Here is a 26,509-nt window from a genome sequence, read left to right as displayed (position 1 = left end):
CGGCGGGGCGCCGCTTCGGGTGGGCTCAGAGCCGTTCGAAGGAGCGGCGCAGTTCCCAGTCGGTGACCGCGGAGTCGTAGGCGTCGAGTTCCACGCGGGCCATGTTCCGGTAGTGGGCGACGACTTCGGGGCCGAACGCGGCCTTGGCGATCTCGCTGTTCTCCCAGAGCTCGGCGGCCTCGCGCAGGGTGGTGGGGACGTGCGCGTAGGCGCCCGCGTAGGCGTTGCCCGCGCAGGCCTCGGGCAGCTCCAGTTCGCTTTCGATCCCGTGCAGTCCGGCCGCGACCAGTCCGGCGACGGCGAGGTAGGGGTTGACGTCGCCGCCGGGGAGGCGGTTCTCGAAGCGCATGGACCGGCCGTGGCCGACCACCCGCAGGGCGCAGGTCCGGTTGTCCACGCCCCAGGCGACGGCCGTCGGGGCGAAGGATCCGGGTCGGAAGCGCTTGTACGAATTGATGTTGGGGGCGTAGAGAAGGGAGAAGTCGCGCAGCGCGGCCAGCTGACCCGCCAGGAAGTGCCGCATCACCGGTGACATGCCGCCCGGGCCGTCACCGGCCATCGCATTGCGCCCGTCGGCGTCAGCCAGGGAGAGGTGGATGTGGCAGGAGTTGCCCTCGCGCTCGTCGTACTTGGCCATGAAGGTGAGCGAGACGCCTTCCTGGGCGGCGATCTCCTTGGCCCCCGTCTTGTAGACGGCGTGCTGGTCGCAGGTGGTGAGCGCCTCGTCGTAGCGGAAGGCGATCTCGTGCTGGCCGAGGTTGCACTCGCCCTTGGCCGACTCGACGACCAGCCCCGCGGCCTGCATCTCGGTGCGGATCCGGCGCAGCAGGGGCTCGATGCGGCCGGTCCCGAGGACGGAGTAGTCGATGTTGTACTGGTTGGCGGGCGTCAGGTCGCGGTAGCCGGAGTTCCAGGCCTGCTCGTAGGTGTCCTGGAAGACCATGAACTCCAGCTCGGTGCCCGCCATCGCGGTGTACCCGTGCCCGGCGAGGCGCTCCAGCTGGCGGCGCAGGATCTGCCGGGGCGCGGCGACGACGGGCGAGCCGTCGTTCCAGGCGAGATCGGCGAGGAGGAAGGCGCTGCCGGGGTTCCAGGGGATGCGGCGCAGGGTGGCGGTGTCGGGGTGCAGGGCGAAGTCGCCGTAGCCCCGGTCCCAGGAGGACATCTCGTACCCGTCCACCGTGTTCATGTCGGTGTCGACGGCGAGCAGGTAATTGCACCCCTCGGTGCCGTGCTCCAGGACCTCGTCGAGGAAGAACGGTGCGGCGAACCGCTTGCCCTGGAGGCGGCCCTGCATGTCGGGGAAGGCCAGGACGACGGTGTCGATCTCGCCGGCGGCGACGAGGGCGCGGAGCTCCTCGATCGCCAGCGGCGGCTTGCGGTCTACCACGGGAATCTCTCCTTCGGTGAGCCGAGGAGGCCTAAGGTATTGAACAGAACCATTGCTTGGGAAGGGGAGGGGCCCAGATGACCGATACGGCGAGCGAAGGCGACGCCGTCGCACGGCTGAATCCGGTACTGCGTCAGGTGCGGGCGGGCAACGGTTTCGAGGAGGCCCTGGAGCAGATCCTCCAGGTGGTCCGGCTGGGGCTGGTGCCGGGCGGGGAACGGCTGCCGCCCGAGCGGGAGTTGGCCGAGCGAATGGGGATCAGCCGGGTCACCCTGCGCGAGGTGCTCAAGGTCCTGCAGGACCAGGGCCTGGTGGAGTCCCGGCGCGGGCGGTACGGCGGAACGTTCGTCCTGCCCCGCGCCGACACCCCGGCGGGCGGCGTCGAGGAGGAGCTGCGCCGGCGTGTCGCCGGGGTGGACATCGAGGACGTGCTGCGGTTCCGCGAGGTGCTGGAGGTGGGAGCGGCCGGGCTCTGCGCCTCCCAGGGGCTGACCGGGGAGGGCGCCGCGCGGCTGCACCGCGCGCTGGCCGCCACGCATGACGCCCCGCTCGCCGACTACCGCCGCCAGGACACCCTCTTCCACCTCGCGCTGTGCGAACTGGCCGGCTCCGCCACCCTGACGGCCCAGTACGCGGCCGTCCGAGCCACCGTCAACGACCTGCTGGACTGCATCCCGCTGCTGGTGCGCAACCTGGAGCACTCGCAGCAGCAGCACACCGCGGTGGTGGAGGCGGTGCGCGGACGGGACGCGGCCCGGGCGCGGGAGACGATGCGCGAGCACTGCTGCGGCACGGCCGCGCTGCTGCGGGGTTTCCTGGCGTGAGCGGCCGGGCAGGCCGACGGGAAGCCCCCGCCGCCGGGGGGCCGGCGGCGGCCCGCTTCCCTGCAGAGGTCTTGCGCACTCCGCTCCACTGCGGCAAAGGTACGCCCCACAACCTTTGCTGACCGCCCTGAGGCAGGAGCGCACGATGGCCGACGACATCGAGGCACGGCTGACAGCCGTGCCCGCACCCCCCGCATCCCCCGAGGGCGCCGACGAGGACTACCACGCCCGCCGCACGCTCCGCCGGGGCAGCGCCGGCTGGCTGCTGCTCACCGGCCTCGGCGTCGCCTACGTCGTCTCCGGGGACTTCTCCGGCTGGAACGTCGGCCTCGACAAGGGCGGCTTCGGCGGTCTCGCGATCGCCACCGTCCTGATGGGCGCGATGTACGCCTGCCTGGTCTTCTCCCTGGCGGAGCTCTCCACCATCCTGCCGACGGCGGGCGGCGGCTACGGATTCGCCCGGCGGGCGCTCGGCCCCTGGGGCGGATTCCTCACCGGTACCGCCATCCTCATCGAGTACATCCTGGCCCCGGCCGCGATCGTCATCTTCATCGGCGACTACGTCGAGTCCCTCGGCCTCTTCGGCCTGACCTCCGGCTGGCCCGTCTACCTCGGCTGCTTCGTGATCTTCATCGGGGTCCACCTCTGGGGTGTCGGCGAGGCCCTGCGCTTCAGTCTCGTGGTGACCGCCATCGCCGTGGCCGCCCTGCTGATCTTCGCGGTCGGCGCCTTCACCGAGTTCGACGCCGACGCCCTCAACGACATCCCCGTCGACACGGCGGCCTTCGGCTCCACCTCCTGGCTCCCGCTGGGCGTCCTGGGCATCTGGGCCGCCTTCCCCTTCGGCATGTGGTTCTTCCTCGGCGTCGAGGGCGTCCCGCTGGCCGCGGAGGAGGCCAAGGACCCCGTCCGGTCCATGCCCAAGGCACTCTCCCTCTCCATGGGCATCCTCGCCCTGCTGGCCCTGGTCACCTTCTTCGCGGCGACCGGGGCGCAGGGCGCGGACGCCGTCAAGGCGGCCGGGAACCCGCTGGTCGTGGCCCTGGAGGGGGACGGCGGCCCGACCGCGCTCAGCCGGTTCGTCAACTACGCGGGCCTCGCCGGCCTGGTGGCCTCCTTCTTCTCGCTCATCTACGCCGGCTCCCGCCAGCTCTTCGCCCTCTCCCGGGCCGGGTACCTGCCGCGCTTCCTGTCCCTGACCTCCCGGCGCAAGGCCCCCTACCTCGGCCTCGTCATCCCCGGCGCGATCGGCTTCGCCCTCGCGGCGGCCACCGGTGACGGCGCGCGGATGCTCAACATCGCGGTGTTCGGTGCGACGATCTCCTACGCGCTGATGGCCCTCTCGCACATCGTGCTGCGGCGCCGGGAACCGGGCCTGGAGCGCCCGTACCGCACCCCCGGCGGCATCCTGACCTCCTCGGCGGCCCTCGTCCTCGCCCTGTCGGCACTGGTCGCCACCTTCCTGGTGGACAAGGACGCGGCGTTCATCGCCCTGGCCGTGTACGCGGTCGCCCTCGCCTACTTCGCCTTCTACAGTCGGCACCACCTCGTGGCCTCCGCGCCCGAGGAGGAGTTCGCCGCCCTCGCCGAAGCCGAGGCGGAGCTCTCGCGGGACTGAGGTCCCACCCGCGCCCGGCCCCACCCCCCACCGTCCTGGAGGTAGCGATCGTGCCCAGGCCGCTCATCGGCATCAGCACCTACGTGGAGGAGTCCACCCGCTACGGCGTGTGGGACCTCCCGGCGGCCCTCGTCCCGGCCGGGTACTACCGGCTCGTCCAGGCGGCGGGCGGCACGGCCGTACTGCTCCCGCCGGACGACCCCGGTACGGCGGCGGAGGTGCTGAGCCGGATGGACGGACTGGTCGTGGCGGGCGGCCCGGACGTGGACCCGGTGCACTATGGCGCCGCCCGCGACCCCCGCACCGGGCCCCCCGCCACCGTCCGCGACCACTGGGAGCTGGCCCTGATCACCGCGGCCCTGGACGCCGGACTGCCGCTGCTCGGGGTCTGCCGGGGCATGCAGGCCCTGAACGTGGTCCTCGGCGGCACCCTGATCCAGCACCTGGAGGGGCACCTGCACACCCCGGGGGTCATGTCCCGGCACCCGGTCCGCCCCGTGGCCGGCACCCGGTACGCGGAGCTGGTCCCGGAGGAGGCGCAGGTGCCCGCCTACCACCACCAGGCCGTGGACCGGCTGGGCCGGGGCCTGGCCGCCTCGGCCCACGCGGCCGACGGCACGGTGGAGGCCGTCGAGCTCACCGATCCTGCACGGTGGGTCCTGGGCGTGCAGTGGCACCCCGAACGGGACGAGGACACCCGGGTCATGGCCGCCCTGGTCGACGCGGCCGCGGCCCGCACCTCGGCGCGGGTGCACTGAGCGCAGCTCACGGCTGGGGCCGGCGCCCCCGGGTCAGCGACAGCAGGTCGCGCGCCGGGCCGGCCGGGCGGGACCCCGTCGGCCACACGGCCCGCAGGGCCCGGCCCAGGGCGGCCCCTGCCACCGGCACGGCCACCAGCCGGCGCGCCGCCACCTCGTCCCCGACGGCCAGTTCCGACAGCACGCAGGGCCCGGCGCCGCTCAGCGCGGCCGCCTTCACGGCAGTGGTGGAGGCGAGTTCGAGCAGCGGCCGGGCCAGGCCGCCGCTGCCGGCCAGCGCCGCGTCCAGCACCTGGCGGGTGCCCGAGCCGCGCTCGCGCAGGATCAGCGGGGTCGCCGCCAGTTCCGCCGTGGCCACGCCGCGCGAGCGGCGCGCCCAGGCGTGCCCCGGAGCCACGGCCACGACCAGCCGGTCCTGCGCGATGACCGCCGAGTCCAGCCCCTCCGGCACGGTCAGCCCCTCCACGAAGCCGAGGTCGGCCTCGTGCGCCAGCACCCGTTGCGCAACCTCCGAGGAGTTCCCGGCGTACAGGGACACCGCGGTGTCCGGGCGCTGCCCGCGCAGGGCGATCAGCCAGCCGGGCAGCAGGTACTCCGCGATGGTCATGCTGGCCGCCACCCGCAGCCGCGAGTCCCGCCGGCCGCGCAGCGCCTGCGCCCCCGCGTCGAAGGCCTCCGCCGCCTCCACCACCTGCCGGGCCCAGTCCGTGACCAGGGCGCCCTCGGCCGTCAGCGTGGACCCGCGGGGCGAGCGGTCCACGAGGGCGACGCCCAGCCGGGCCTCCATGGCCCGGATCCGGCTGCTCGCCGCGGGCTGGGTGATGCCCAGCCGCCGCGCCGCGCCGCTCAGGCTGCCGATGCGGGCCACCGCGAGCAGCAGCTCCAGCGCGCCCAGGTCCGGTACCCGGTGTGCCAGCGGAACCCACTCCTCATCACCCATAACAGCAGTTTATGGCCTCATAGGAAGATGACCTCTGCCGCCTCCGGTCGGCCGGTACGACGCTGAGGCCATGGCCACCACCCTCGTGCGACCCCGCACCCTCGCCCGGCCCGCGTTCGGAGCCCACAAGGCACCGGCGCTGCGGCACTTGGGCCCCAACTGGTACGCCCCCGTCATGGGCACGGCGATCATCGCGAACGCGGGCGCGACCCTCCCGTACCAGCTCCCCGGACAGCGCGTGGCCTGCCAGATCGTCTGGGCGCTGTCGGCGCTGGCCCTCGCCGCCGTGCTCGCCGCCCGGGCCGGCCACTGGATCCACCACCGCGACCAGGCCCGCGCCCATCTGCTCGACCCGGCGGTCGCCCCCTTCCACGGCTGTCTGCCGATGGCCCTGCTGGCCGTCGGCGGCGGCACCCTGATCGTCGGCAAGGACCTGATCGGGACCGGCCCCGCCGTCGTCGCGGACACCGTGCTGTTCACCGCCGGCACCGCGATCGGCCTGGTCACGGCCGTGGCGGTGCCGTACCTGATGGTCGTCCGGCACAGGGTCGAGGCGCAGCAGGCCACCCCCGTCTGGCTGCTCCCGCTGGTGGCCCCGATGGTCTCCGCCGCCGTGGGCCCGCTGCTGGTACCCCACCTGCCCGCGGGCCTGCCCCGCGAGGCACTGCTGCTCGCCTGCCACGCCCTGTTCGGCCTCAGTCTGCTGGCCACGCTCCTCATGCTGCCCCTGGTCTTCGGCCGGCTGCTCGTGAGCGGCCCGCTCCCCCTGGCCCTCACCCCGACCCTCTTCCTCGTCCTCGGCCCCCTCGGGCAGTCCACCACCGCCGTGAACCAGCTGGCCGACGTGGCGCCGGTCGCCGTCGACGGCCCGTACGCGGACGCGCTCGGCGCCTTCGCCGTGGTCTACGGGGTGCCCGTCATGGGCTTCGCCCTGCTGTGGCTGGCCTTGGCCGCCGCCCTGCTGATCCGCGCGGCCCGGCAGGGCATGGGCTTCGCGATGACCTGGTGGGCGCTGACCTTCCCGGTGGGGACCTGCGTCACCGGAGCCGCGGGGCTGGCCCGCCACACCGGCCTGACCGCTTTCGCCTGGCTGGCCGTGGCCCTGTTCCTGGCCCTGCTGACGGCCTGGCTGCTCAGCGCGGCCCACACCCTGCGCGGCCTGCGCTCCGGCCGCCTCCTGGCCGCGCCCCGCCGCCATGCCTAGTGCGGTGGCCGGAAAAGCTCACCGGGCCGCTTCCAGGGCTTCGGCGAGGACGGCCGGGGCCTGCACCAGCGAGGGCCCGTACCAGGTCAGGTGGCGGCCGGAGACCAGCGCGGCCGGCAGTCCGGGGAAGGCCTCCGGCCCGTCGGAGACGGAGAACCGGTAGGGCTCGTCGGGCAGCACCACCAGATCGCAGCCGGCCGCCGCCAGTTCCTCCACCGGCACCCGCGGGTACCGCTCGGCATGGCCGGCGTAGGCGTTGCGCACCCCCAGCCGCGCCAGCAGGTCCCCCGCGAAGGTGTCCCGGCCCAGCACCATCCAGGGCCTGCGCCAGATCGGGACGAAGGCCGTGAGCGTCCCGGCGGGCTCCACCCGGGCCCAGGCCGCCTCCGCGTCCGCCAGCCACCCGGGCCGCTTCAGCCCCAGCGCCCCCACCAGCACGCGGTCCAGCTCCCGCAGGGCCTGTGGGAGGTCCCGTACCTCGGTGACCAGCACCTCCACCCCGGCGGCGCGCAGCTGCGCGAGGTCCGGGGCCCGGTTCTCCTCCTCGTTGGCGATCACCAGGTCCGGGCGCAGTGCCACGATGCCCCGGACGTCCGGGTTCTTCGTCCCGCCGATCCGCTGCACTCCGGCCGGGTCCGGGGGGTGCGTGCACCAGTCGGTGACCCCGACGAGCAGCCCCGGGGCGCTCTGCGCCACCGCCTCGGTCAGGGACGGCACCAGCGAGACGACCCGCCGTACGGCGGTCACCGTCCGGGCGCGGGCGGCTCGGAGGTGGCGTGGATGTGCTCGCCGACCGCGACGACCAGCAGCCGGGTGTCCTCGGTGACGGCGCGCCAGCGGTGGCGCACGCCGCCCGAGAGGAACAGCGCGTCCCCGCTCTCCAGCCGGTACGCCCGCCCCTCCGCCTCCACCTGGCAGGCACCCGAGACCACGTACATCAGCTCGTCGTTGCGGTGCTGGTACTCGCGGCCCGCGTCCTGGTCCCCGGTGAACTCCAGGGCGTGCAGCTGGTGGTGGCCGCGCACCAGGGGACGCACACCGGGGACCGGGCTGAGCCCGGGCTCGTCGCCGGCCCGTACGAGGTCCACGGTGCGCGCGGTGTCGGAGGCGGCCAGCAGCTCGACGGCCGTGGTCTCCAGCGCGTCCGCGACCCGCTCCAGGGACCGCATGCTGGGCCGTGCCCGCTCGTTCTCTATCTGGCTCAGGAAGGGGACCGACAGCCCGCTGCGCGCCGAGACGGCCGCCAGGGTCAGGTGGAGGGCGCGACGCCGCTTGCGGACGGCGACGCCCACCCGCAGGGGTTCCTTCGCGTCCTTGTCCTTGTCGCGGCCCGTGTCCCGGCCCGCGTCCCGGCCGTTGTCCCGGTCCGCGCCCTTGGTCCTGCCGGGCCCGCGGTCCGGGCCGCCCGGGCCGTCCGTGCCGTCCCTGTCGTTCATGTCGGGGCTGCCCTCCCCTTGTCCGTCGCACATCGGCGTGCTGTAAGCACCTTACGCAGCAACCGCCCCCCGTATCGCGTGCACGGCTGGACCCGTCCGCCCCCGGCGTGCCTCGCCGTACGGGCGCGCTCACCGTCCGTGGCTGCCCGCGGGCCCGTCCGCGGTCCCCGGCACGGCCCCCTGACGGGACGTCCGTCCTCGTACGGGCCCGCAGCGCGGTGCGGCATCATCGTTGCCGTGACGACACGACGCCTGATGCTCCTGGACACCGCCTCCCTCTACTACCGGGCCTACTTCGGTGTGCCGGACTCCGTGAAGGCCCCCGACGGCACCCCGGTCAACGCCGTGCGCGGCCTGCTCGACTTCATCGGACGGCTGGTCCAGGACCACCGTCCCGACGACCTCGTGGCGTGCATGGACGCCGACTGGCGGCCGCACTGGCGGGTGGAGCTGATCCCCTCCTACAAGGCGCACCGGGTCGCGCAGGAGAGCGAGGCCGGACCGGACGTGGAGGAGACCCCGGACACCCTCGCCCCGCAGGTGCCCATCATCGAGGCGGCGCTGGACGCCTTCGGCATCGCCCGCGTGGGCGTGGCGGGTTACGAGGCCGACGACGTGATCGGCACCCTCACCGCCCGCGCCACCGGCCCGGTGGACATCGTGACGGGCGACCGGGACCTGTACCAGCTGGTGGACGACGCCCGCGGGCGGCGCGTGCTCTACCCCCTCAAGGGCGTCGGCACCCTCCAGGTCACCGACGAGGCCTGGCTGCGCGAGAAGTACGGGGTGGATGGCCCGGGGTACGCGGACCTGGCGCTGCTGCGCGGCGACCCGAGCGACGGCCTGCCGGGGGTCCCCGGCATCGGGGAGAAGACCGCGGCCAAGCTCCTCGACGCGTACGGCACCCTCGCCGGGATCATCGCGGCCGTCGACGACCCGCGCTCGAAGCTGACCCCCACCCAGCGCAAGCGGCTCGACGAGTCCCGGCCGTACCTGGCGGTGGCCCCCAAGGTCGTCCAGGTGGCCTCGGACGTGCCGCTGCCGCCGTTCGACCCGGCCCTCCCCCCGGCCCCCGCCCAGCCCGAACTGGTGGAAGCCCTCGCCCGTCGGTGGGGACTCGGCGGAGCCGTGTCCCGGCTGAGCAGCGCACTACGCCCATGAGGTGCTAACTTAGGTAATCCTAAGTTTCTGGGGAGTCAGGGGAGTCACCGTGGCAGAAGGACGCGCCCGCACCGTCGGCACCGCCGACGTCGTACGTACCGAGCGGCTTTCGCCGCACATGGTGCGGATCGTGCTGGGCGGTGAGGGTTTGGCGGGCTTCGGCGCGGGCGAGTTCACGGACCACTACGTCAAGCTCCTCTTCGCCCCGCAGGGCGTCGTCTACCCCTCGCCGTGGAACCTGGAGCAGATCCGCGCCGACTTCCCCCGCGCGCAGTGGCCGCGCCAGCGTGCGTACACCGTGCGCGCCTGGGACCCGGCGCACCGCGAGCTCACCCTCGATTTCGTCGTCCACGGCGACGAGGGCCTCGCGGGGCCCTGGGCGGCCCGCGTCCAGCCGGGTGAGACGGTGCACTTCCTCGGGCCCGGCGGTGCGTACGCCCCCGACCGGGAGGCGGGCTGGCACCTCCTGGTGGGCGACGAGAGCGCGCTCCCCGCGATCGCCGCGACGATGGAGGCCGTTCCCGCCGGTACGCAGGTGCTGGCCTTCGTCGAGGTCGAGGGCCCGGCCGACGAGCTGAAGGTCGCCACGGCCGACGGTACGACCCCGTTCTGGATCCACCGCGGCGACCGCCCGGTCGGCGAGGCCCTGGTGGAGGCGGTCACCGCCCTGCAGTTCCCGTCCCCGGACGTCCAGGCCTTCGTGCACGGCGAGGCCGGTTTCGTCAAGGAACTCCGCCGCCACCTGCGACTGGACCGCGGCATCCCGCGCGAGCGCCTGTCGATCTCGGGCTACTGGCGCCAGGGCGAGACGGACGAGGGCTGGCGCGCGATCAAGCGCGACTGGAACGCCACGGTGGAAGCCGAACAAGAACTCCCCCACAACGCCGCCGCCTGACCCCCACTGGGCGTCCGAAGCCCCCGCCCCACCAAGCCCCGCCGGCAATTGAGGCGCGGGCCCCAGGGCAGCGCCCCACAACGCCGCCGCCTAACCCCCACTGGGCGTCCGAAGCCGCCGCCCCACCAAGCCCCGCCGGCGATTGAGGCGCGGGCCCCAGGGCAGCGCCGCCGCCCCACAAAGCCCCGCCGGCGATTGAGGCGCGGGCCCCAGGGCAGCGCCCCGCAACGGCGCCCAGCCCACACCGCCCGGCCCGGCCCGGCCATACCCGCCCGGCGCGGGCCCCGGCAACGGCCCGGCCCGGCCACCCCCAAGCCCAGCGGCAGCGAACAGGCGGGGCCACCCGTTCCGCGGGACAATGACCGCATGCCCTCGCTCCGCGCACGCGGGGCGGCGGCGGCGGCCGGGGCCGCGCTGCTGCTGACCGCAGTGACGGGGGTGACGGCGGCGGCCGCCGCCCCCAGCCCGCCGCCCCCGCCGAAACCCCTCCTGAGCGACGCCCAGGTCGACCGGGCCGTCGCCCGCATCGACGGGACGGTCCAGGAGATGATGCGCCGCACCGGCCTCCCGGGGGTGTCCGTGGCCGTGGTCCACCGGGACAAGGTCGTCCACCTCAAGGGCTTCGGGCTGCGCAGGACCGGCGACGACGCCCCGGTCGGCCCCGACACCGTCTTCCAGATCGCGTCCCTCTCCAAGCCGGTGTCCTCCACCGTCGTGGCCGGCGCCCTCACCTCCCCCGAGGAGTGGGACCGCCGCGCACAACTCCCCGGCTTCGCCCTCAAGGACCCCTGGGTCACCGGCCACGTCTCCCTCGCCGACCTGTTCTCCCACCGCAGCGGCCTCCCCGACCATGCCGGCGACCTGTTGGAGGACCTCGGCTACGACCAGGCGTACATCCTCGACCACCTCCGCATGGCGCCCCTCGCCCCGTTCCGCGCGAGCTACGCCTACACCAACTTCGGCCTGACCGCCGCCGCCGAGGCCGTCGCCCGCGCCAAGGGCACCAGCTGGCAGAAGCTCGCCGAGGACACCCTCTTCCGGCCCGCCGGAATGCAGCACACCAGCACCCGGTTCTCCGCTTTCGCCGACGCCCCCGACCACGCAGCCACCCACGTCAAGAACCCGGACGGCACCTGGAGCGCCCGCTTCGTCCGTGATCCCGACGCGCAGGCACCGGCCGGCGGGGTCAGCTCCACCGCCCGCGACATGTCCCGGTGGCTGCGCCTCCAGCTCGCCGGCGGCTCCCTCGACGGCAAGCGGATCGTGCCCGCGGACACCCTGGCCCGCACCCACCTGCCCGAGATCGTCTCGCAGCAGCCCACGCCCCCGCAGAACCGGACCGGCTTCTACGGCCTCGGCTGGAACGTCTCGTACGACGACGCCGGCCGGCTGCGCCTGAGCCACTCCGGGGCCTTCGAACTGGGCGCCAACACCAACGTGACGATGCTCCCCCTGGAGCAGCTCGGCATCGTCGTCCTCACCAACGGCGCCCCGGTGGGCCTTGCCGACGCGGTGGCCCTGGACTTCTTCGACGTCGCCGAGCACGGCCGGGCCGGCACCGACTGGCTCGGCCTGACCTCCGCCCTCTACGCGCAGATGGCGGACGCGGAACGCTCCCCCACCGACTACGCCCACCCCCCGGCCGGAGCGAAGCCCGCTGCGGACAGCTCCTCCTACACCGGCAGCTACGACAACGCCTACTACGGCAGGGCCACCGTGACCGCGGACGACGAGGGCGCCCTGACCCTGTCCCTCGGCCCGAGGCCCGAGCGCTTCCCGCTGACCCACTACGACGGCGGCACCTTCAGCTTCGAGACCCGCGGGGAGAACGCGGTCGGCCGCACCGGGGTGACCTTCGCCGACGGCACCCTGCGCGTCGAGTACCTGGACGCCGACCACCTGGGCACCTTCACCCGGCCGTGACCGGCTCCGCGGCCGCATAGCCTGTCCCCGATGAGACGCAGAGCCCCCGCCCCTCCCCCGCCCCTGCCGCAGCGCGCCGGGATCGATCCGGTGCGGCTGCGCCTGCCCGCCGACCCGGAGGGCCGCTGGGCCGACCTCGGCAGCTATCTCGCCGCGCACTACGCGGGCGGCCCCGGCGCCGGAGCCGTCGTACGGCTGCTGGCGCAGGGCCGGGTGCTCGGCCCCGGCGGGCGGGTCCTGCGCGCCCAGGACCCGTACGAGCCGGGCGGCTGGCTGTGGTTCCACCGGGACCTGCCGGCCGAACCGCCCGTCCCCTTCCCCCTCCGCATCGTGCACCGCGACCGGCACCTCCTGGTCGTGGACAAGCCGCACTTCCTGGCGACGACCCCGCGCGGCAGCCACGTCACCCAGACCGCCCTGGCCCGGCTCCGGACGGAGCTGGACCTGCCCGGGCTCAGCCCGGCGCACCGGCTGGACCGGCTGACCGCGGGGCTGGTGATGTTCAGCATCAGGCCGCAGGACCGGGGCGCCTACCAGCTCCTCTTCCAGCGCCGCGAGGTGCACAAGGAGTACGAGGCCCTCGCGCCGCACGATCCGCAGACCGCCCTGCCGCGCACGGTGCGCAGCCGCATCGAGAAGGAGCGCGGGGTCATCGCGGCAACCGAGGTCCCGGGCGGCGAACCGAACGCCGAAAGCCTGATCGAACTCACCGCCACCCGCGGGGACCTGGGCCGCTACCGGCTCACCCCGCTGACCGGCCGCACCCACCAGCTGCGGGTCCACATGAACGGGCTGGGCCTGGCGATCCTCGGCGACCCGGTGTACCCGCAGGTCACCGATCCGGCCCCGGACGACTACCGCAGGCCGCTGCAGCTCCTGGCCCGGGTCCTGGCCTTTACCGACCCGCTCACCGGCGCCGCCCACCGCTTCGAGAGCGGGCGCACCCTGCAGGCCTGGGACGACCGCCCCGGCTGGGAGGCGGGGACCGGCGGAACGGCCTAAGCGGCCCCGTGCGGCCGGGTCGGGCCCGGGGAGCCCGCGATGCGCAGGGCGGCGTCCGCGGTGGCTTCGGCGAAGGCGGCGACGGGTCGTTGCGGATCCGCACGGTGGATGAGCATGACGCCCTCGATCAGGCCGAACACCAGGTCGTTGCGGAGCGCCAGCCCGTCGCGGTCCTCGGCCAGTTCGGCGCCGGCTCCCGTGCCGTGGAGCAACTGCCGGTAGATCTGCTTGAGTTCGGCCCGCATCCGGCGGAACTGGCCGAAGCGGGCCCCGGCCACTTCCGGCAGCAGGTACAGCGCTCCCAGGTTGTACGGGCCCCCGCACAGCAGCAGCACGTCGGAGCGGCACAGTTCCCACAGCCGCCGGGCGGCGGGCCGGCCGGCGTCGGCGAGCAGCCGGCGGGCCAGCAGCAGTGAGGGCGCGACCGTCGACTCCAGGAGTTCGGCGAGGAGTTCCTCCTTGCCGCGGAAGTAGTGGTACATCGTGGCCTGCCGCATTCCGGCCCGTTCGGCCACCGCCCGCGTGGTGGTGGCCGCGTACCCCTGGACGGTGAACAGCTCGGCCGCCGCGCACAGGAGTTCCTCGCGCGGCGGCCGGCCGCTCGGCGGCCTCAACCGGTCGGCGCGCGGCCGACCGACCCGTCTCGGTCCCTCGTCTCCCCCACTCATGCGCCGATCGTCGCACAGCCCGGGCACGAACCGATCATGGCAAGAGATGAGATCAGGCCAGCCCCGCTTTCAGAGGAAGCCCCAAATACGCCTAGCCGACCGAGCTGTAGGCCACTACACCCCGAAGCAGTGCGTCCACGGCCTTACGGGCATTTCGCGCCACCGTGCTCCCACTGTCGCCGGAGGCCGACGGGGCCGCCGCAGCGACCTGTCCGAGGACGTCGATGACCTGCTTGCACCAGCGCACGAAGTCGCCGGCCGGCATCTCCGCCTCGCGCAGCACCTCGTCCAGGCTCTTGTCGCAGGCCCACTGGTAGGCGGCCCACGCGAAGCCGAGGTCGGGTTCGCGCTGGCCCACGCCCTCGGCCTGGTTGATGCCGTGGTCCTCCTCCAGCGCATCGAGGCGGCCCCAGATGCGGACCATCTCGCCCAGCGCCTCCTTCGCCGCGCCGCCGGGCACCTTCGGCGCCACCGCGTCGTCGGACTGCCGCGCCTCGAACACCAGCGCCGATACGCAGGCGGCCAGTTCGGCCGGGCTCAGGCCCTCCCAGATCCCGGCGCGCAGGCATTCGGAAGCCAGCAGGTCGAGCTCGCCGTACAGGCGGGCCAGCCGCTTGCCGTGCTCGGTGACGGCATCCTCACGCAGGTAGTCCAGCTCGGTGAGGAGTGCGTGGATCCGGTCGAAGGTCCGGGCGATGGTGTTCGTCCGGCCCTCGATGCGCCGCTCCAGCGCCTGGGTGTCCCGCTTGAGCCGGTGGTAGCGCTCCGCCCAGCGGGCGTGGTCCTCGCGCTCGTCGCAGCCGTGGCAGGGGTGTGCCCGCAGCGCGGCGCGCAGCCGGGCGATCTCGCGGTCGTCGGCTGCGGCGGCCCGCCCGCGGGGTGCCCGCCCGGGGCGGAAGTCGCCTGCCTTGGTCCTCAGTTGTGAGGCCAGGTCCCGACGGGACTGCGGGGAGCGGGCGTTGAAGGTCTTGGGGATCCGCATCCGGTCCAGCGCCTCGACCGGGACCGGGAAGTCGATCGCGGCGAGCCGCTTGACCTGACGCTCGGCGGTGAGCACCAGCGGGCGGGGGCCTTCGGTGTACTCGTGCCCGCGGTGCCCGTTGACCCGCCCGGCCGGCACGCCCGGGTCCAGGACGAGCGCGAGTCCGGCGAACTTGCCGCTCGGCACGTGGATGATGTCGCCCGGCTTGAGCTTCTCCAGCGAACTGGCCGCCTGCGCCCGGCGCTGGGCCGCGCCCTGCTTGGCCAGGTCCGTCTCGCGGTCCTTGAGGTCGCGGCGCAGCTGCGCGTACTCCTCGAAGTCCCCCAGGTGGCAGGTCATGCCTTCCTGGTAGCCCTCCAGGCCCTCCTCGTTGCGCTGCACCTGCCGGGAGATCCCGACGACCGAGCGGTCGGCCTGGAACTGCGCGAAGGAGGTCTCCAGCAGTTCGCGGGAGCGGTGGCGCCCGAACTGGCTGACGAGGTTGACGGCCATGTTGTAGGAGGGCTTGAAGCTGGAGCGCAGCGGATAGGTGCGGGTGCCCGCCAGCCCCGCGAGGGCCGCCGGGTCCATGCCGCGCTGCCAGAGCACCACCGCGTGGCCCTCGACGTCGATCCCGCGCCGTCCGGCCCGGCCGGTGAGCTGCGTGTACTCCCCGGGGGTGATGTCGGCGTGCTGCTCGCCGTTCCACTTGACCAGCTTCTCCAGGATGACCGTCCGGGCGGGCATGTTGATGCCCAGCGCCAGGGTCTCGGTGGCGAAGACGGCCTTGACCAGGCCGCGGACGAAGAGCTCCTCCACGACCTCCTTGAAGGTGGGCAGCATGCCCGCGTGGTGGGCGGCGATGCCCCGCTCCAGGCCTTCGAGCCACTCGTAGTACCCGAGGACGTGCAGGTCCTCGGTGGGGATGGAGGCCGTGCGCTCCTCGACGATCTCACGGACCTTCAGGCGCGCGGAGTCGTCGTTGAGCCGCAGTCCCGCGAAGAGGCACTGCTGGACGGCGGCCTCGCAGCCGGCCCGGCTGAAGATGAAGTTGATGGCGGGCAGCAGTCCGTCACCGTCGAGGCGGGCGATTACCTCGGGCCGGGAGGGGGTCCAGATCCGGCCGCGGGAGCGCCGTTCGCGTTCGCGGTCGGCCTCGCGGACCATCTTGCCGCGGCGCCGGTCCTTGGGGCTGTAGGTCCGGCTGTTCTCCTCGCGGGCCATGCGCAGCAGGTCCGGGTTGACCTCTCGGCGGGCGGCGCTGCGGCCGCCGTGGTCGGTCCCCTCCTCGAAGAGGTCGTGGACCCGCCGGCCGGCCATGACGTGCTGCCACAGCGGTACGGGCCGCTCCTCGGAGACGATGACCTCGGTGTCGCCGCGCACGGTGTCCAGCCAGTCGCCGAACTCCTCCGCGTTGGACACGGTGGCCGACAGCGACACCAGGGTCACCGACTCGGGGAGGTGGATGATCACTTCCTCCCAGACGGCTCCGCGGAACCGGTCGGAGAGGTAGTGCACCTCGTCCATGACCACGTACCCGAGGCCGCGCAGGGACTGCGAGCCCGCGTACAGCATGTTGCGCAGCACCTCGGTGGTCATCACGACCACCGGTGCGTCGGAGTTGACGCTGTTGTCGCCGGTGAGCAGGCCGACCTTGTCGGCGCCGTACCGCTTGACCAGGTCGGCGTACTTCTGGTTCGACAGCGCCTTGATGGGCGTCGTGTAGAAGCACTTGCGGCCCTGCTGGAGCGCGAGGTGCACGGCGAACTCGCCGACGATGGTCTTGCCCGAGCCGGTCGGGGCGGCGACGAGGACGCCCTTGCCGGCCTCCAGCGCCTTGCAGGCCTCGATCTGGAAGGGGTCCAGATCGAAGGCGTACATCTCGCGGAAGGGGTGCAGCGCGGTGGCCTCTTCGGCGGCGCGGATCCGGGCAGCGGCGTACCGCTCGGCGGGAGAGAGTTCTTCGGTCATCTTGTGATCGAGCCTACCCGCCCCCTCTGACAACAGTCGCGATCTTTTGTGCGAGCGGGCGGGCGGTCACCACCCGGCCGGACGGGCCGCCCGGGGTACGGGCGTACCCGTCAGGTGGCGTCGTCGTAGCCGTTGATCCGCTGGCGTCCGCCGTCGTCCTGCCCGGGCAGCGCCGCGGGCGCGGCGACGGGCTCCATGGCGCCGAGCGGCGCCGGGGTGAGGTCCAGGGGGGCGGCCTCGTCGTCGTCCAGGGCCGCATCCGGGTCGTTGCGCTTGCGCCGCCGGTCGTTGATGAGGCAGAACCCGAGGGCGACGAAGTACAGGGCCACGATCGGGGCGGCCAGCGCCAGCATGGTCATGGGGTCGCCGGTGGGTGTCGCGAAGGCGGCGAAGACCGTGATGCCGAGGACCATGGCGCGCCACCAGCTCGCCAGGCGCTTCGCGCTCAGCACCCCGGTGACGTTGAGCAGGACCAGCAGCAGCGGCAGCTCGAAGGCGAGGCCGAAGACGATCACCATGCGCGTGATCAGGTCGAGGTAGTCGTCGACCGGGAGCAGGTTGCGCGCGTGCTCGGGGGTGAATTCGAGCAGGATCGTGGCGGTCTGCGGGAGGAGCTTGTAGGCGAGGACGGCGCCGGCGCCGAACAGCGGCGCTCCGAGCGCGACGAAGCTCAACGCGTACTTCTTCTCGTGGTTGTGCAGGCCCGGTGCGGTGAAGCCCCAGAGCTGGTAGAGCCACACCGGCGCGGACAGCACCACGCCGGCGGTGAGGGACACCTTCAGGGCGATCGAGAAGGGCGCGATGAGGCCGTTGACGGTCATGTCGGCGCAGGGGCGGCCGTTGCGCTGCGAGACCACGCCGCCGGTGCAGCCGACGGAGTCCAGCATCGGCTTCAGCATGAAGTCGATGAGGTCCTTGTAGAAGAAGGCCGCGACCACGGTGATCACGAGGATCGCCAGGACCGACTTCAGCAGGCGGTTTCGCAGTTCGCGCAGGTGTTCGACGAGAGGCATGCGCCCTTCGGCGTCCTTGGCCTGTCGTCCTGGCTTCCCCTGCTTGCGGGCAGACTTGAGCAACCCACGTCCCTCGTCTCGATGCAGATGACTGGCGTGTCCGGCAGGAGTCAGCCCTGGGTGGTGCGGTTCGGCTCGCTGACGGGACGGGAGCTGGTCACGTCACCGGGCGCGGCCTGGATGGTGCGCGGGGCGACGGGCTGGCCGGCCGGGTCGGTGACGTTGGCCGCGGTCGCCGCGTCCTCCGCCTCGCCGTCCTTCTTCATCGCCTTCGCCTCGCTCTTGAGGATGCGGGCCGACTTGCCGAGGGAGCGGGCCATCTCGGGGAGCTTCTTGGCACCGAACAGCAGCACGATCACAGCGATGATCAGAAGGATCTCAAGGGGCTTCAGATTGCCCATAACGTGTGACTTCCTTACTCACCGAAACGGCTGGTTGTGGTGGTTCCGGGCAGTTCGGACACCCATCCGGTAACCGCCTCAGACAAGGATCGTAACCCCCGGGGGTTAACGCCCGGCAATGCCCCGGGGTACCCCCGCTTACCTGCGGGCCGGTTGCCTGCGCCCCGCACGCCCGCATTCGTACCGCTTTTCCGTCGCACAGGCCACCCCCAGGAGGGGTCCGCCCGGCTACGGGCGTACGGCCTGCCCCGCGCGCGCCAGGTCCTCGGCGGCCCGTTCCAGGTCCCCCGAGGCGTCCGCGATCCGGCGGCTGGCCAGGGCGACCTGCCCGGAGAGCCGCTGCACCTGCACGTACACCCGCAGCGCGAGGACGGACAGGACGGCGGCCCCGAGGAAACCGAGGGCAATTGCGAGCATCGGCCACAGCATGCCCCGAGCCTAGGCCACCGGCCGGCTCAGATGCTGCGCAGGGTGCTCACGCCGCCGCCCGTCAGCAGCTCCACGATGCGCTCCCCGGCCGGTTTGCGGACCGCGGCCCCGCACGCGGGACAGGTGAAGGAGTAGAAGGTGGCCCGTCTGCTGCCCCCGATGGCCAGCCGCAGGGCGCCCGCGGGCAGCTCGAAGCGGGCCCGGCACTCGGGACAGGACGCCTTGAAGGCGACGGACCCGGACGTTGGCGACATGGACCGCCCCTCCCTCAGAGCTGTTCCCCGTACCCCGCGAGCGCCTCGCGGGCGGCGCTGCGCGCACTGTCCGCCAGCTCCAGGGGCGCCACGATCCGTCCCTCCCGGCCCAGCCGCAGCGCCAGCCGGCGCAGCGAAGCCGGGTCCGGGCTGCGCAGCGTGATCCGCAGGCCCCCGCCGGCCAGCTCCTCGGCGCTGTCGTGCGGGTAGTACTCGGCGACCCAGCGCCCGCCGGGACCCACCTCGACCACCACCTCCGGGTCCTCCGCGGCCGGCTGCACCAGGCCCACGGACAGGTCCCGCGGCTCGATGGCCGGCGGCTCCGCCCGCTCGTCGAGCAGCCGGATCTCCGCGACCCGGTCCAGCCGGAAGGTGCGCCGCGCCTCCGAGAGGTGGCACCACCCCTCCATGTACGTGTGCCCCACCGCGAAGAGGCGGATCGGGTCCACCGTCCGCTCCGTGAGCTCGTCCCGCGCCGGGGAGTAGTAGCGCAGCCACAGTCGGCGGCGCTCCGCGATGGCCCGGTCGACGTCCGCGAAGACCCCGCCCTCGGCCTCGAAGGTCACCGAGAGCCGGGCGCTGGCCCCGGCGGCCTCGCCCGCCGCCGCCTCCAGCTTGGCCGTGGCCCGCAGCAGCGCGTCCCGGTCGCTCTCGCGCAGCCCCGGCAGGGTCGCCACGGCGCGGGCGGCGACCAGCAGCGCGGTCGCCTCGTCGGCGGCGAGCCGCAGCGGCTCCGCGGTGGACTCGCCGGAGGCGTCGGGGTTGCGCCACCAGATGCGCTCCCCGTCGGTGTCGATGTCGAGCAGGTCCCCGCCCCGGAAGCTGGTCCCGCACATGGGCAGCACGTCGAGGTCCGAGATCAGCTCGTCCTCGGTGATGCCGAAGGCCCGGGCCACGTCCGCGACGTGCGCCCCGGGGCGCTCGCGCAGGTAGGTCACCAGGGACAGCATCCGGCGGGTCTGGTCGATGGCGTTGGCAGCCATGCTGGTACGTCTCCCCCTCAGGGCGTGCTCATCGGATCGTGCGGCGGCGCCGCGGCAGCGCGGCCGCCGGTGGTGCGCAGGGGCGCGGAGCCCCCGCGGACGGTACGGGTACGGGCGCGGCGGGTCAGCCCTTGGCGACGGCCCGCAGCCGGTCCACCACGTCGGCCCGCAGGTCGGCCGGCCCCACCACCACGACGTCGGGCCCGAACTCCACCAGCCAGGCGTCCAGCCCGTGCCCGTAGGGGATCTCCAGCTCGTCCCAGCCGTCCCCGCCCTCGCGCACCGCGGTGGCCTTGGCCCGCAGCGGGTAGCCCGCCCCGCTGCGCAGCCGGATCAGAGCCGAGCGGTCCGCGCTCTCACCGGCCCAGCTCGCCACGGTCTCCCGCACCGTCACCACGTCGGGCACCTGCGCGGTGTACTGCGCGGCGCGGGAGCGGACCTTGCCCGTGATGCGGGACAGCCGGAACACCCGCTCCGCCCCGCGGTCGCGGTCGTACCCGGCCAGGTACCAGTGGCCCCGCCAGCACTCCAGCGCCCACGGCTCCACCTGGCGGGTCTCGGGCCGGGCGGCGGTGGACTTGCGGTAGTCGAAGACCACCGGCCGGCGGTCCCGGCAGGCCAGCATGAGCGGCTCGAAAGCCGCCTCGTGGACCGGGATGCGCGGCTCGATGGCGCTGTGCTGGCCCCCGTACAGGTCGCCCGCCTCCGGCATCCCGCCCGCACGCAGCTTCTGCAGCGCGCCGTTCGCGGCGCCGGCGAGGCGGGCCTGCTGCCAGACCTTGGCCGCCAGTCCCAGCGCGGCGGCCTCCTCGGCGTCGAGGGCCACGGGCGGCAGCCGGTTGCTGTCCCGGCGGGCCAGGTACCCGGTGTCACCCTCCAGGTTCTCCACCGTCTCGATGACCAGGCCGAGTTCACGCAGATCGTCCTTGTCCCGCTCGAACATGCGGTTGAAGGACTCGTCGTTGCCCGCCTCCATGTAGGCCTCGATGGAGCCGCGCAGCTCGCGCTTGCTCAGCGGCCGGCGGGTCCCCAGCAGACACAGCGCCAAGTTCATCAGCCGCTCGGCCTTGGCAATCGCCATCGACGCCCTTCCGCCCTTCTCCGCGAACACATCTTTCGCCCCGTCACCCGCGCCCCGCGCAGTGCACCCCGCAAGGGGACGGACCCGTGACCGTGACCGTACCGCCCCGGCCGTCCCCGGCAAAAGCGAGGGGCCCCCGCCGTACCGGCGGGGGCCCCTCGACAGCTCGCGGTGAGCCGGATCAGCCGACCTTGACCAGGTCGCAGACGAAGATCAGCGTCTCGCCCGGGGCGATCGCACCGCCCGCGCCGCGGTCGCCGTAGGCGAGGTGCGCGGGGATGACCAGCTTGCGGCGGCCGCCCACCTTCATGCCCTGGACGCCCTGGTCCCAGCCGGAGATGACCTGGCCGACACCGAGCTGGAACTGGAGCGCGGAGCCGCGGTTCCAGGAGGCGTCGAACTCCTCGCCGGTCGAGAAGGCCACGCCCACGTAGTGGACCGAGACCCGGTCGCCCTTCTTGGCCTCGGCGCCGTCGCCCAGCCAGATGTCCTCGACCACGAGGTCCTTGGGGGCCTCGCCCTCGGGGAAGTCGATCTCGGGCTTGCTGAGCTCGTTGCTCACGGAACTGCTCCTCATTGCGTACGAAAGGGTCAACCGGAACAGTCTTACATCACTGTCAGGATGTCGAGGCTGAAGACCAGCGTGGACTTGGCCGGGATGGTGCCCTGCTCCTTGTCGCCGAAGCCCATGTCCGGCGGGATGACCAGCAGGATCCGGCTGCCGGCCTTCTTCCCGACGATGCCCTCCTTCAGCCCCTTGACCGAGAGCTGGTCCATCGGCCAGGTGACCGTCTGGTCCGTGGCGTACGTGCTCTCGAAGGTCTTGTCGTCCTTCCACGTCTTGCCGTTGAACTTGACGACGACGTTGTCGGTGTCCTTCACCGGCGCGCCCTCGCCCTCGATGATGTAGTTCGACACCAGCTTCGCCGGCTCGGCGACGTCCTTGGGCACCGTCACGGAGACTTCCTTGCCGTCCGTGTTGGTACCGACCTTGGGCAGGTCCTTGTTGTCCTGGGCGACCTCCTTGCCCTTGGCCGAGGCCGGGACCGTGGTGCCCTTGACGATGTCCACGACGAAGACCAGCGTCGCGTTCGGCTTGATCTTCTCGCCGGAGCCCTGCTCGCCGTAGCCGAGGGCCGGGGGGATCACCAGCTCGACGCGACTGCCGACCTTCTGGCCCTCCAGGCCCTGGTCCCAGCCCTTGATGACCGTGCCGGCACCCACGTTGACGTCGAAGGGCTTCCCCTTGGTGAAGCTCTCGTCGAACGGTTCCTTGCCGTCCCACACCTGGCCGTAGTAGTTGACCTGGGCGACGTCGCCCTTCTTCAGCGCCGGGCCGTCGCCCTCGCTGATGGTCACCACCTTCAGCTCCTTCGGGGGTTCACCCTTCCCCTTCGACAGGGTGGGCTGCTCCCCGAACTTGGCACCCTTGGTGATCGCGGGCGCCCCGTTCTTCATCTGGGCGGAGTCGGAGCCGCCGTCGTCACCACAGGCCGCTGTCGACAGCAGCAGAAGGGGTACGACAAGCAGGCCGGCAAGTCGGCGCACGTGTTCCTCAGATCTCAGACGGCAAGGCGGTCGCCCGCCACTCTAAGCCGTGCACAGGGCCCCGTACGAGAGACGTACGGGGCCCCTGGCCAAGATCAGGACGTCAGCGCGGTGCCACCCGGCCCTCTCACATGCCGGCGATCAGCTTCTCCACCCGGTCGTCCACCGACCGGAACGGGTCCTTGCACAGCACGGTCCGCTGCGCCTGGTCGTTCAGCTTCAGGTGCACCCAGTCGACGGTGAAGTCCCGCCGCTGCTCCTGCGCCCGGCGGATGAAGTCGCCGCGCAGCCGCGCCCTCGTCGTCTGCGGGGGCACCGACTTGCCCTCGAAGATCTTGAGGTCGTTGCAGATCCGCGCCGCCTGCCCCTTGCGCTCCAGCAGGTAGTACAGCCCCCGCCGGCGGTGGATGTCGTGGTAGGCGAGGTCTATCTGCGCCACCCGCGGATTCGACATGGTCATGTTGTGCTTGGCGCGGTACCGCTCGATCAGCTGGTACTTCATGACCCAGTCGATCTCGGTCCCGATCCGGTCGAGGTCCTCCGCGTCGATCGCGTCCAGCGTGCGGCCCCACAGCTCCAGCACCTGGTCCACCACGCCCGTGCGGATGCCCCGCCGCTCGGCGAAGTCCACCGCCTTGTCGTAGTACTCCCGCTGGATCTCCAGCGCCGAGGCCTCCCGGCCGCTCGCCAGGCGCACCTTGCGCTGACCGGTGATGTCGTGGCTGACCTCCCGGATCGCCCGGATCGGGTTCTCCAGCGTCAGGTCCCGCATCACGGTGCCCGCCTCGATCATGCGCAGCACCAGGTCGGTGGCCCCGACCTTCAGCAGCATGGTCGTCTCGGACATGTTCGAATCGCCGACGATGACGTGCAGCCGCCGGTAGCGCTCCGCGTCCGCATGCGGCTCGTCGCGGGTGTTGATGATCGGCCGGGAGCGGGTCGTCGCGGAACTGACACCCTCCCAGATGTGCTCCGCCCGCTGGCTGACGCAGTACACCGCACCCCGCGGGGTCTGGAGCACCTTGCCCGCGCCGCAGATCAGCTGCCGCGTGACCAGGAACGGAATGAGGATGTCCGCCAGGCGGGAGAATTCCCCGTGCCGGGCCACCAGATAGTTCTCGTGGCAGCCGTACGAGTTGCCCGCCGAGTCGGTGTTGTTCTTGAAGAGATAGACGTCGCCCGCGATTCCCTCCTCGTGCAGGCGGCGTTCTGCGTCGACGAGCAGGCCTTCGAGAATGCGCTCGCCCGCCTTGTCGTGCGTGACCAGTTCGGTCACGTTGTCGCATTCGGGTGTTGCGTATTCCGGATGCGAACCCACGTCGAGGTAGAGGCGGGCGCCGTTCCGCAGGAAGACATTGCTGCTGCGGCCCCATGACACAACACGGCGGAAGAGGTAGCGCGCCACTTCGTCAGGAGACAGTCGGCGCTGTCCCCTGAACGTGCACGTGACGCCGTACTCGTTCTCCAGCCCGAAAATGCGGCGGTCCATGACTGAACATTACGCCTTCTGCCCTCTTCTGAAACCGGGTTCGCCCATGCCGTTCCGATCAGCCCACGGAACGGCCCCCGCCATCAGCCCGCCGAAGGGACCCCGGACGCCGTCCCCGCCGGGTCCTGCACCGCCTCCTCGGCCCCGGCCGCCACCGCCCGGCTGCGCCCGGGAGTTGCCAGCACCCGCTGAGTGGCCGTCAGGACCACCAGCGCCGCCGCCCCCGCGACGGCCGCCACACCGAAGCTCGCCGCCGTACCGCCCCACTCCACCGCCGGGCCCGCCGCCGCCGTGCCGATCGCCGCACCCACCCCGAAGAAGGTCACCAGCCACGAGAAGGCCTCCGTCACCGTGCCCGCCGGGGCATGCCGGTCCACCACGATGAACGCGCACGCGATCGACGGGGCGAGGAACACCCCCGCCAGCGCCGCCAGCCCCGTCATCGCCACCGGACCCGGCGTCAGCATCAGCGGCAGATAGCAGACCGCCAGCAGCGCCACCAGCAGCCGCAGCCGGCGCTCGGGCGCCCCGGACCACTGCCGGGCCCCGTACACCACACCGCCGACCAGCGCACCGAGCCCCAGCGCCGCCATCAGCCAGCCGTACACCGCCTGACGGCCGTGGTCGTCCGCGTACGCCACACCCGCCACCGTGATGGACCCCAGCGCCGTCCCCACGAAGAAGAAGGCCCCCAGCAGCGCCAGCAGCCCCCGCGAACGCAGCGCCCCGAGCCAGTGCGCCTCCCGCGGAGCCGACCGCCAGGTCCGCGAGGGCTCGCTGACCACGACCGACAGCGCACCCAGCACCCCGATCGCATTGATCACCAGCAGGGCCGCCGCCGGATCCCACAGCGCCACGAACAGCGTCACCAGCAGCGGGCCCACCGTGAACATGACCTCCTGGGCCACCGCGTCCAGCGCGTACGCCGCATGCACCCGCTCCTCCCGGCCGCCGAGCACACCCGGCCACAGCGCCCGCAGCCCGCCCTCCAGCGGAGGCGTGAACAGCCCCGCCACGACCACCGCCCCGTACGCGGCAGCCGGAGAACCCGTCCCGGCCAGCGCCAGCCACACCATCCCCAGCGCCGACACCACCGCCGCCGGCAGCTGCACCCGCGGCTGGCCGAACAGGTCCACCGCCCGGCCCAGCAGCGGCTGGCCGACCGCATTGGCCAGCCCGTACACCGCGGCCAGCGCCCCCGCCAGGCTGTAGCTGCCCCCCTCGGCCCGGGTGAACAGCACGATGGCAATCGGCGCCGTGCCGTTCGGCAGCCGCCCTATCAGCGTGCCCGCCAGCAGCCTCGCGGCATGCCGCGTCCGCAGCAGCTCCGCATATCCCGCGGCCATGTCGGCCTCCTCCTGCCCGGACCACGCCCGGGTAATACGTATAACGTGACGAGGTCATACGTACCATGGCCCCACCGCGCCCGTCCACACCGCACCCGCCTCCCCGGACCCCGCCCACCCCCCCACCCCCACGGTCCCCGCCCCCAGGAGCACCCCCTGTGACGAGACCCACCAGCCGCGACGTCGCCACCGCCGCCGGCGTCTCCCAGGCCACCGTCTCCCTCGTCCTCGGCGACAAATGGCGCGGCCGGGTCTCCGAACGCACCGCCGCACACGTCCGCGACACCGCCGCCGGCCTCGGCTACCGCCCCAACCTCGCCGCCCGCAACCTCCGCCTCGGCTCCACCCGCACCGCCCTGCTCGTCGTCCCCGCCCTCACCAACGAATTCTTCGCCCGCGTCTACACCGGCGCCGCCCGCGTCGCCGCCGCCCACGGCTTCGGCGTCGTCCTCTACCCCTCCCCCGACGGCACCGGCCCCGCCCGCGACCCCTTCGCCTCCGCCCGCGCCGCCCTCGACGGCGTCATCGCCTCCTCCATGGCCGCCCACACCCTCGAAGCCCTCGGCGGCGACGCACTCCCCCTCGTCATGCTCGACAGCGACCCCACCTCCACCACCGCCGCCGCCCACGTCAACCTCGCCATGGCCGACGGCATGCGCCAAGTCGCCGAACACCTCCTGCGCAACGGCCACCGGCGCTTCCTCCACCTCGCCTCCGCCGTCGACTCCTGGACCTTCCACGTCCGCGCCGAAGCCCTCAGCGCCCTCCTGAGCCCCCACGCCGAACTGCGCACCGTACGAGCCCCCCTCACCGTCCACGGCGCCCGGACAGCCGCCGAGAACGCCCTCGCCCCCTCCCCGGGCCGCCCCACCGCCATCGTCTGCGACGACGACATCCTCGCCGCCGGCGCCTGCAAAGCCGCCCGCCGCCTCGGCCTGCGCATCCCCGAGGACCTCTCCGTCACCGGCTTCGACGACCTCGCCCTCGCCACCGCCGTCGAACCCGAACTCACCACCGTCCGCCTCCCCGCCGAACACGTCGGCGAACACGGCATGACCGCCCTCCTCACCGTCCTCGACGGCGCCCCCTGGAACGCCCCCGACCTCCCCGTCCACCTCGTCGTCCGCGACTCCACCGGCCCCGCCCCCGCCACCACCCCCTGAACACGAAAAGACCCCGACCCGCCGCGAACGGCAGACCGGGGCCCCTCCCCG

25 protein-coding genes are annotated in these 26,509 nt (G+C 73.0%); 9 read left to right on the top strand and 16 right to left on the bottom strand.

Going from position 1 to position 26,509, the window contains the following annotated elements; all coding sequences use genetic code 11:
* Nucleotides 1–25: 25 nt before the first annotated feature.
* Entirely contained in the window at nt 26–1,390 is a 1,365-nt protein-coding gene (locus ACLJTM_RS27445; protein ID WP_411106409.1) for a glutamine synthetase family protein, read from the bottom strand.
* 77 nt (nt 1,391–1,467) lie between these two features.
* On the opposite strand from ACLJTM_RS27445, the gene ACLJTM_RS27440 reads away from it, so the two are divergent.
* From ACLJTM_RS27440 to ACLJTM_RS27430, 3 genes are all read left to right on the top strand, one after another.
* Nucleotides 1,468–2,214: a FadR/GntR family transcriptional regulator gene (locus ACLJTM_RS27440; RefSeq protein WP_411106408.1), complete on the top strand. Its 747-nt coding sequence runs from the start codon at nt 1,468–1,470 to the stop codon at nt 2,212–2,214.
* A 145-nt stretch (nt 2,215–2,359) separates the two neighbouring features.
* Complete coding sequence (gene eat / locus ACLJTM_RS27435) at nt 2,360–3,832, top strand: ethanolamine permease (RefSeq protein ID WP_411106407.1); 1,473 nt, start codon at nt 2,360–2,362, stop codon at nt 3,830–3,832.
* Between the two features lie 50 nt (nt 3,833–3,882).
* Entirely contained in the window at nt 3,883–4,590 is a 708-nt protein-coding gene (locus ACLJTM_RS27430) for a gamma-glutamyl-gamma-aminobutyrate hydrolase family protein (protein WP_411106406.1), read from the top strand.
* Between the two features lie 7 nt (nt 4,591–4,597).
* Here ACLJTM_RS27430 and ACLJTM_RS27425 read toward each other — a convergent pair whose 3' ends face one another.
* Complete coding sequence (locus ACLJTM_RS27425; RefSeq protein ID WP_411106405.1) at nt 4,598–5,530, bottom strand: LysR family transcriptional regulator; 933 nt, start codon at nt 5,528–5,530, stop codon at nt 4,598–4,600.
* 70 nt (nt 5,531–5,600) lie between these two features.
* Between ACLJTM_RS27425 and ACLJTM_RS27420 the strand changes: the two genes are divergently transcribed.
* Entirely contained in the window at nt 5,601–6,734 is a 1,134-nt protein-coding gene (locus ACLJTM_RS27420; RefSeq protein ID WP_411106404.1) for a TDT family transporter, read from the top strand.
* Nucleotides 6,735–6,752: 18 nt separating this feature from the next.
* Here the strand turns inward: ACLJTM_RS27420 and ACLJTM_RS27415 are convergent, their stop codons facing one another.
* On the bottom strand, nt 6,753–7,481 hold the full coding sequence (locus ACLJTM_RS27415; RefSeq protein ID WP_411106403.1) for a helical backbone metal receptor: 729 nt from the start codon (nt 7,479–7,481) through the stop codon (nt 6,753–6,755).
* A complete protein-coding gene (locus ACLJTM_RS27410; RefSeq protein ID WP_411106645.1) occupies nt 7,478–8,026 on the bottom strand; it encodes a helix-turn-helix domain-containing protein in 549 nt (182 codons plus the stop codon). Before ACLJTM_RS27410 ends, ACLJTM_RS27415 begins: the two co-directional genes overlap by 4 nt.
* A 399-nt stretch (nt 8,027–8,425) precedes the next feature.
* On the opposite strand from ACLJTM_RS27410, the gene ACLJTM_RS27405 reads away from it, so the two are divergent.
* The 4 genes from ACLJTM_RS27405 (at nt 8,426) to ACLJTM_RS27390 (ending at nt 13,151) form a co-directional block, all read left to right on the top strand.
* Nucleotides 8,426–9,331 carry a 5'-3' exonuclease H3TH domain-containing protein gene (locus ACLJTM_RS27405; RefSeq protein ID WP_411106644.1) on the top strand — a complete coding sequence of 302 codons (906 nt, stop codon included), beginning with the start codon at nt 8,426–8,428 and terminating at the stop codon, nt 9,329–9,331.
* A gap of 49 nt (nt 9,332–9,380) precedes the next feature.
* Complete coding sequence (locus ACLJTM_RS27400; protein ID WP_411106402.1) at nt 9,381–10,226, top strand: siderophore-interacting protein; 846 nt, start codon at nt 9,381–9,383, stop codon at nt 10,224–10,226.
* Between the two features lie 366 nt (nt 10,227–10,592).
* Nucleotides 10,593–12,149, top strand: coding sequence for a serine hydrolase (locus ACLJTM_RS27395; protein ID WP_411106401.1), 1,557 nt, complete (start codon nt 10,593–10,595; stop codon nt 12,147–12,149).
* Between the two features lie 30 nt (nt 12,150–12,179).
* Nucleotides 12,180–13,151 (top strand): RluA family pseudouridine synthase, encoded by a 972-nt coding sequence (locus ACLJTM_RS27390; protein WP_411106400.1) that lies wholly within the window; start codon nt 12,180–12,182, stop codon nt 13,149–13,151.
* Here ACLJTM_RS27390 and ACLJTM_RS27385 read toward each other — a convergent pair.
* The 12 genes from ACLJTM_RS27385 to ACLJTM_RS27330 form a co-directional block, all read right to left on the bottom strand.
* Nucleotides 13,148–13,819, bottom strand: coding sequence for a helix-turn-helix domain-containing protein (locus tag ACLJTM_RS27385; protein ID WP_411106399.1), 672 nt, complete (start codon nt 13,817–13,819; stop codon nt 13,148–13,150). The two genes, ACLJTM_RS27390 and ACLJTM_RS27385, sit on opposite strands and share 4 nt — an antisense overlap.
* A gap of 91 nt (nt 13,820–13,910) precedes the next feature.
* Nucleotides 13,911–16,751 (bottom strand): DEAD/DEAH box helicase, encoded by a 2,841-nt coding sequence (locus ACLJTM_RS27380; protein ID WP_411106398.1) that lies wholly within the window; start codon nt 16,749–16,751, stop codon nt 13,911–13,913.
* A gap of 110 nt (nt 16,752–16,861) precedes the next feature.
* Nucleotides 16,862–17,827: a twin-arginine translocase subunit TatC gene (gene tatC, locus ACLJTM_RS27375; protein ID WP_411106397.1), complete on the bottom strand. Its 966-nt coding sequence runs from the start codon at nt 17,825–17,827 to the stop codon at nt 16,862–16,864.
* Nucleotides 17,828–17,874: 47 nt separating this feature from the next.
* On the bottom strand, nt 17,875–18,165 hold the full coding sequence (gene tatA / locus ACLJTM_RS27370) for a Sec-independent protein translocase subunit TatA (protein WP_411106396.1): 291 nt from the start codon (nt 18,163–18,165) through the stop codon (nt 17,875–17,877).
* A 228-nt stretch (nt 18,166–18,393) separates the two neighbouring features.
* Nucleotides 18,394–18,594, bottom strand: coding sequence for a hypothetical protein (locus ACLJTM_RS27365; RefSeq protein ID WP_411106395.1), 201 nt, complete (start codon nt 18,592–18,594; stop codon nt 18,394–18,396).
* Between the two features lie 26 nt (nt 18,595–18,620).
* Nucleotides 18,621–18,848 carry a hypothetical protein gene (locus ACLJTM_RS27360; RefSeq protein ID WP_411106394.1) on the bottom strand — a complete coding sequence of 76 codons (228 nt, stop codon included), beginning with the start codon at nt 18,846–18,848 and terminating at the stop codon, nt 18,621–18,623.
* A gap of 14 nt (nt 18,849–18,862) precedes the next feature.
* Nucleotides 18,863–19,831 carry a helix-turn-helix transcriptional regulator gene (locus ACLJTM_RS27355; protein WP_411106393.1) on the bottom strand — a complete coding sequence of 323 codons (969 nt, stop codon included), beginning with the start codon at nt 19,829–19,831 and terminating at the stop codon, nt 18,863–18,865.
* Between the two features lie 124 nt (nt 19,832–19,955).
* The gene (locus ACLJTM_RS27350) at nt 19,956–20,912 is read right to left on the bottom strand and encodes a helix-turn-helix transcriptional regulator (RefSeq protein WP_411106392.1); all 957 of its coding nucleotides are present in this window, start codon (nt 20,910–20,912) and stop codon (nt 19,956–19,958) included.
* Nucleotides 20,913–21,093: 181 nt separating this feature from the next.
* A complete protein-coding gene (locus tag ACLJTM_RS27345; protein ID WP_411106391.1) occupies nt 21,094–21,489 on the bottom strand; it encodes an FKBP-type peptidyl-prolyl cis-trans isomerase in 396 nt (131 codons plus the stop codon).
* Nucleotides 21,490–21,518: 29 nt separating this feature from the next.
* On the bottom strand, nt 21,519–22,460 hold the full coding sequence (locus tag ACLJTM_RS27340; protein ID WP_411106390.1) for an FKBP-type peptidyl-prolyl cis-trans isomerase: 942 nt from the start codon (nt 22,458–22,460) through the stop codon (nt 21,519–21,521).
* 127 nt (nt 22,461–22,587) lie between these two features.
* Entirely contained in the window at nt 22,588–23,949 is a 1,362-nt protein-coding gene (gene pafA, locus ACLJTM_RS27335) for a Pup--protein ligase (protein ID WP_030016332.1), read from the bottom strand.
* 83 nt (nt 23,950–24,032) lie between these two features.
* Nucleotides 24,033–25,295 (bottom strand): MFS transporter, encoded by a 1,263-nt coding sequence (locus ACLJTM_RS27330; protein ID WP_411106389.1) that lies wholly within the window; start codon nt 25,293–25,295, stop codon nt 24,033–24,035.
* Between the two features lie 158 nt (nt 25,296–25,453).
* On the opposite strand from ACLJTM_RS27330, the gene ACLJTM_RS27325 reads away from it, so the two are divergent.
* Nucleotides 25,454–26,458, top strand: coding sequence for a LacI family DNA-binding transcriptional regulator (locus ACLJTM_RS27325; protein WP_411106388.1), 1,005 nt, complete (start codon nt 25,454–25,456; stop codon nt 26,456–26,458).
* Nucleotides 26,459–26,509 lie beyond the last annotated feature (51 nt).

The sequence above is a fragment of the Streptomyces sp. cmx-4-9 genome (assembly GCF_046548835.1).
In the GTDB taxonomy this organism is placed as follows: Bacteria; Actinomycetota; Actinomycetes; order Streptomycetales; family Streptomycetaceae; genus Streptomyces.
The sequence above is the reverse complement of the archived record's forward strand: the minus strand, read 5'-3'. Positions and strand labels throughout refer to the sequence as shown.

Coding starts and splice junctions, on each gene's coding strand:
- ACLJTM_RS27440 (WP_411106408.1), top strand. CDS start 1,468: ATGACCGATACGGCGAGCGAAGGCGACGCCGTCGCACGGCTGAATCCG.
- eat (WP_411106407.1), top strand. CDS start 2,360: ATGGCCGACGACATCGAGGCACGGCTGACAGCCGTGCCCGCACCCCCC.
- ACLJTM_RS27425 (WP_411106405.1), bottom strand. CDS start 5,530: ATGGGTGATGAGGAGTGGGTTCCGCTGGCACACCGGGTACCGGACCTG.
- ACLJTM_RS27420 (WP_411106404.1), top strand. CDS start 5,601: ATGGCCACCACCCTCGTGCGACCCCGCACCCTCGCCCGGCCCGCGTTC.
- ACLJTM_RS27405 (WP_411106644.1), top strand. CDS start 8,426: ATGCTCCTGGACACCGCCTCCCTCTACTACCGGGCCTACTTCGGTGTG.
- ACLJTM_RS27395 (WP_411106401.1), top strand. CDS start 10,593: ATGCCCTCGCTCCGCGCACGCGGGGCGGCGGCGGCGGCCGGGGCCGCG.
- ACLJTM_RS27390 (WP_411106400.1), top strand. CDS start 12,180: ATGAGACGCAGAGCCCCCGCCCCTCCCCCGCCCCTGCCGCAGCGCGCC.
- ACLJTM_RS27385 (WP_411106399.1), bottom strand. CDS start 13,819: ATGAGTGGGGGAGACGAGGGACCGAGACGGGTCGGTCGGCCGCGCGCC.
- ACLJTM_RS27380 (WP_411106398.1), bottom strand. CDS start 16,751: ATGACCGAAGAACTCTCTCCCGCCGAGCGGTACGCCGCTGCCCGGATC.
- tatA (WP_411106396.1), bottom strand. CDS start 18,165: ATGGGCAATCTGAAGCCCCTTGAGATCCTTCTGATCATCGCTGTGATC.
- ACLJTM_RS27365 (WP_411106395.1), bottom strand. CDS start 18,594: ATGCTGTGGCCGATGCTCGCAATTGCCCTCGGTTTCCTCGGGGCCGCC.
- ACLJTM_RS27360 (WP_411106394.1), bottom strand. CDS start 18,848: ATGTCGCCAACGTCCGGGTCCGTCGCCTTCAAGGCGTCCTGTCCCGAG.
- ACLJTM_RS27355 (WP_411106393.1), bottom strand. CDS start 19,831: ATGGCTGCCAACGCCATCGACCAGACCCGCCGGATGCTGTCCCTGGTG.
- ACLJTM_RS27350 (WP_411106392.1), bottom strand. CDS start 20,912: ATGGCGATTGCCAAGGCCGAGCGGCTGATGAACTTGGCGCTGTGTCTG.
- ACLJTM_RS27345 (WP_411106391.1), bottom strand. CDS start 21,489: ATGAGGAGCAGTTCCGTGAGCAACGAGCTCAGCAAGCCCGAGATCGAC.
- pafA (WP_030016332.1), bottom strand. CDS start 23,949: ATGGACCGCCGCATTTTCGGGCTGGAGAACGAGTACGGCGTCACGTGC.
- ACLJTM_RS27330 (WP_411106389.1), bottom strand. CDS start 25,295: ATGGCCGCGGGATATGCGGAGCTGCTGCGGACGCGGCATGCCGCGAGG.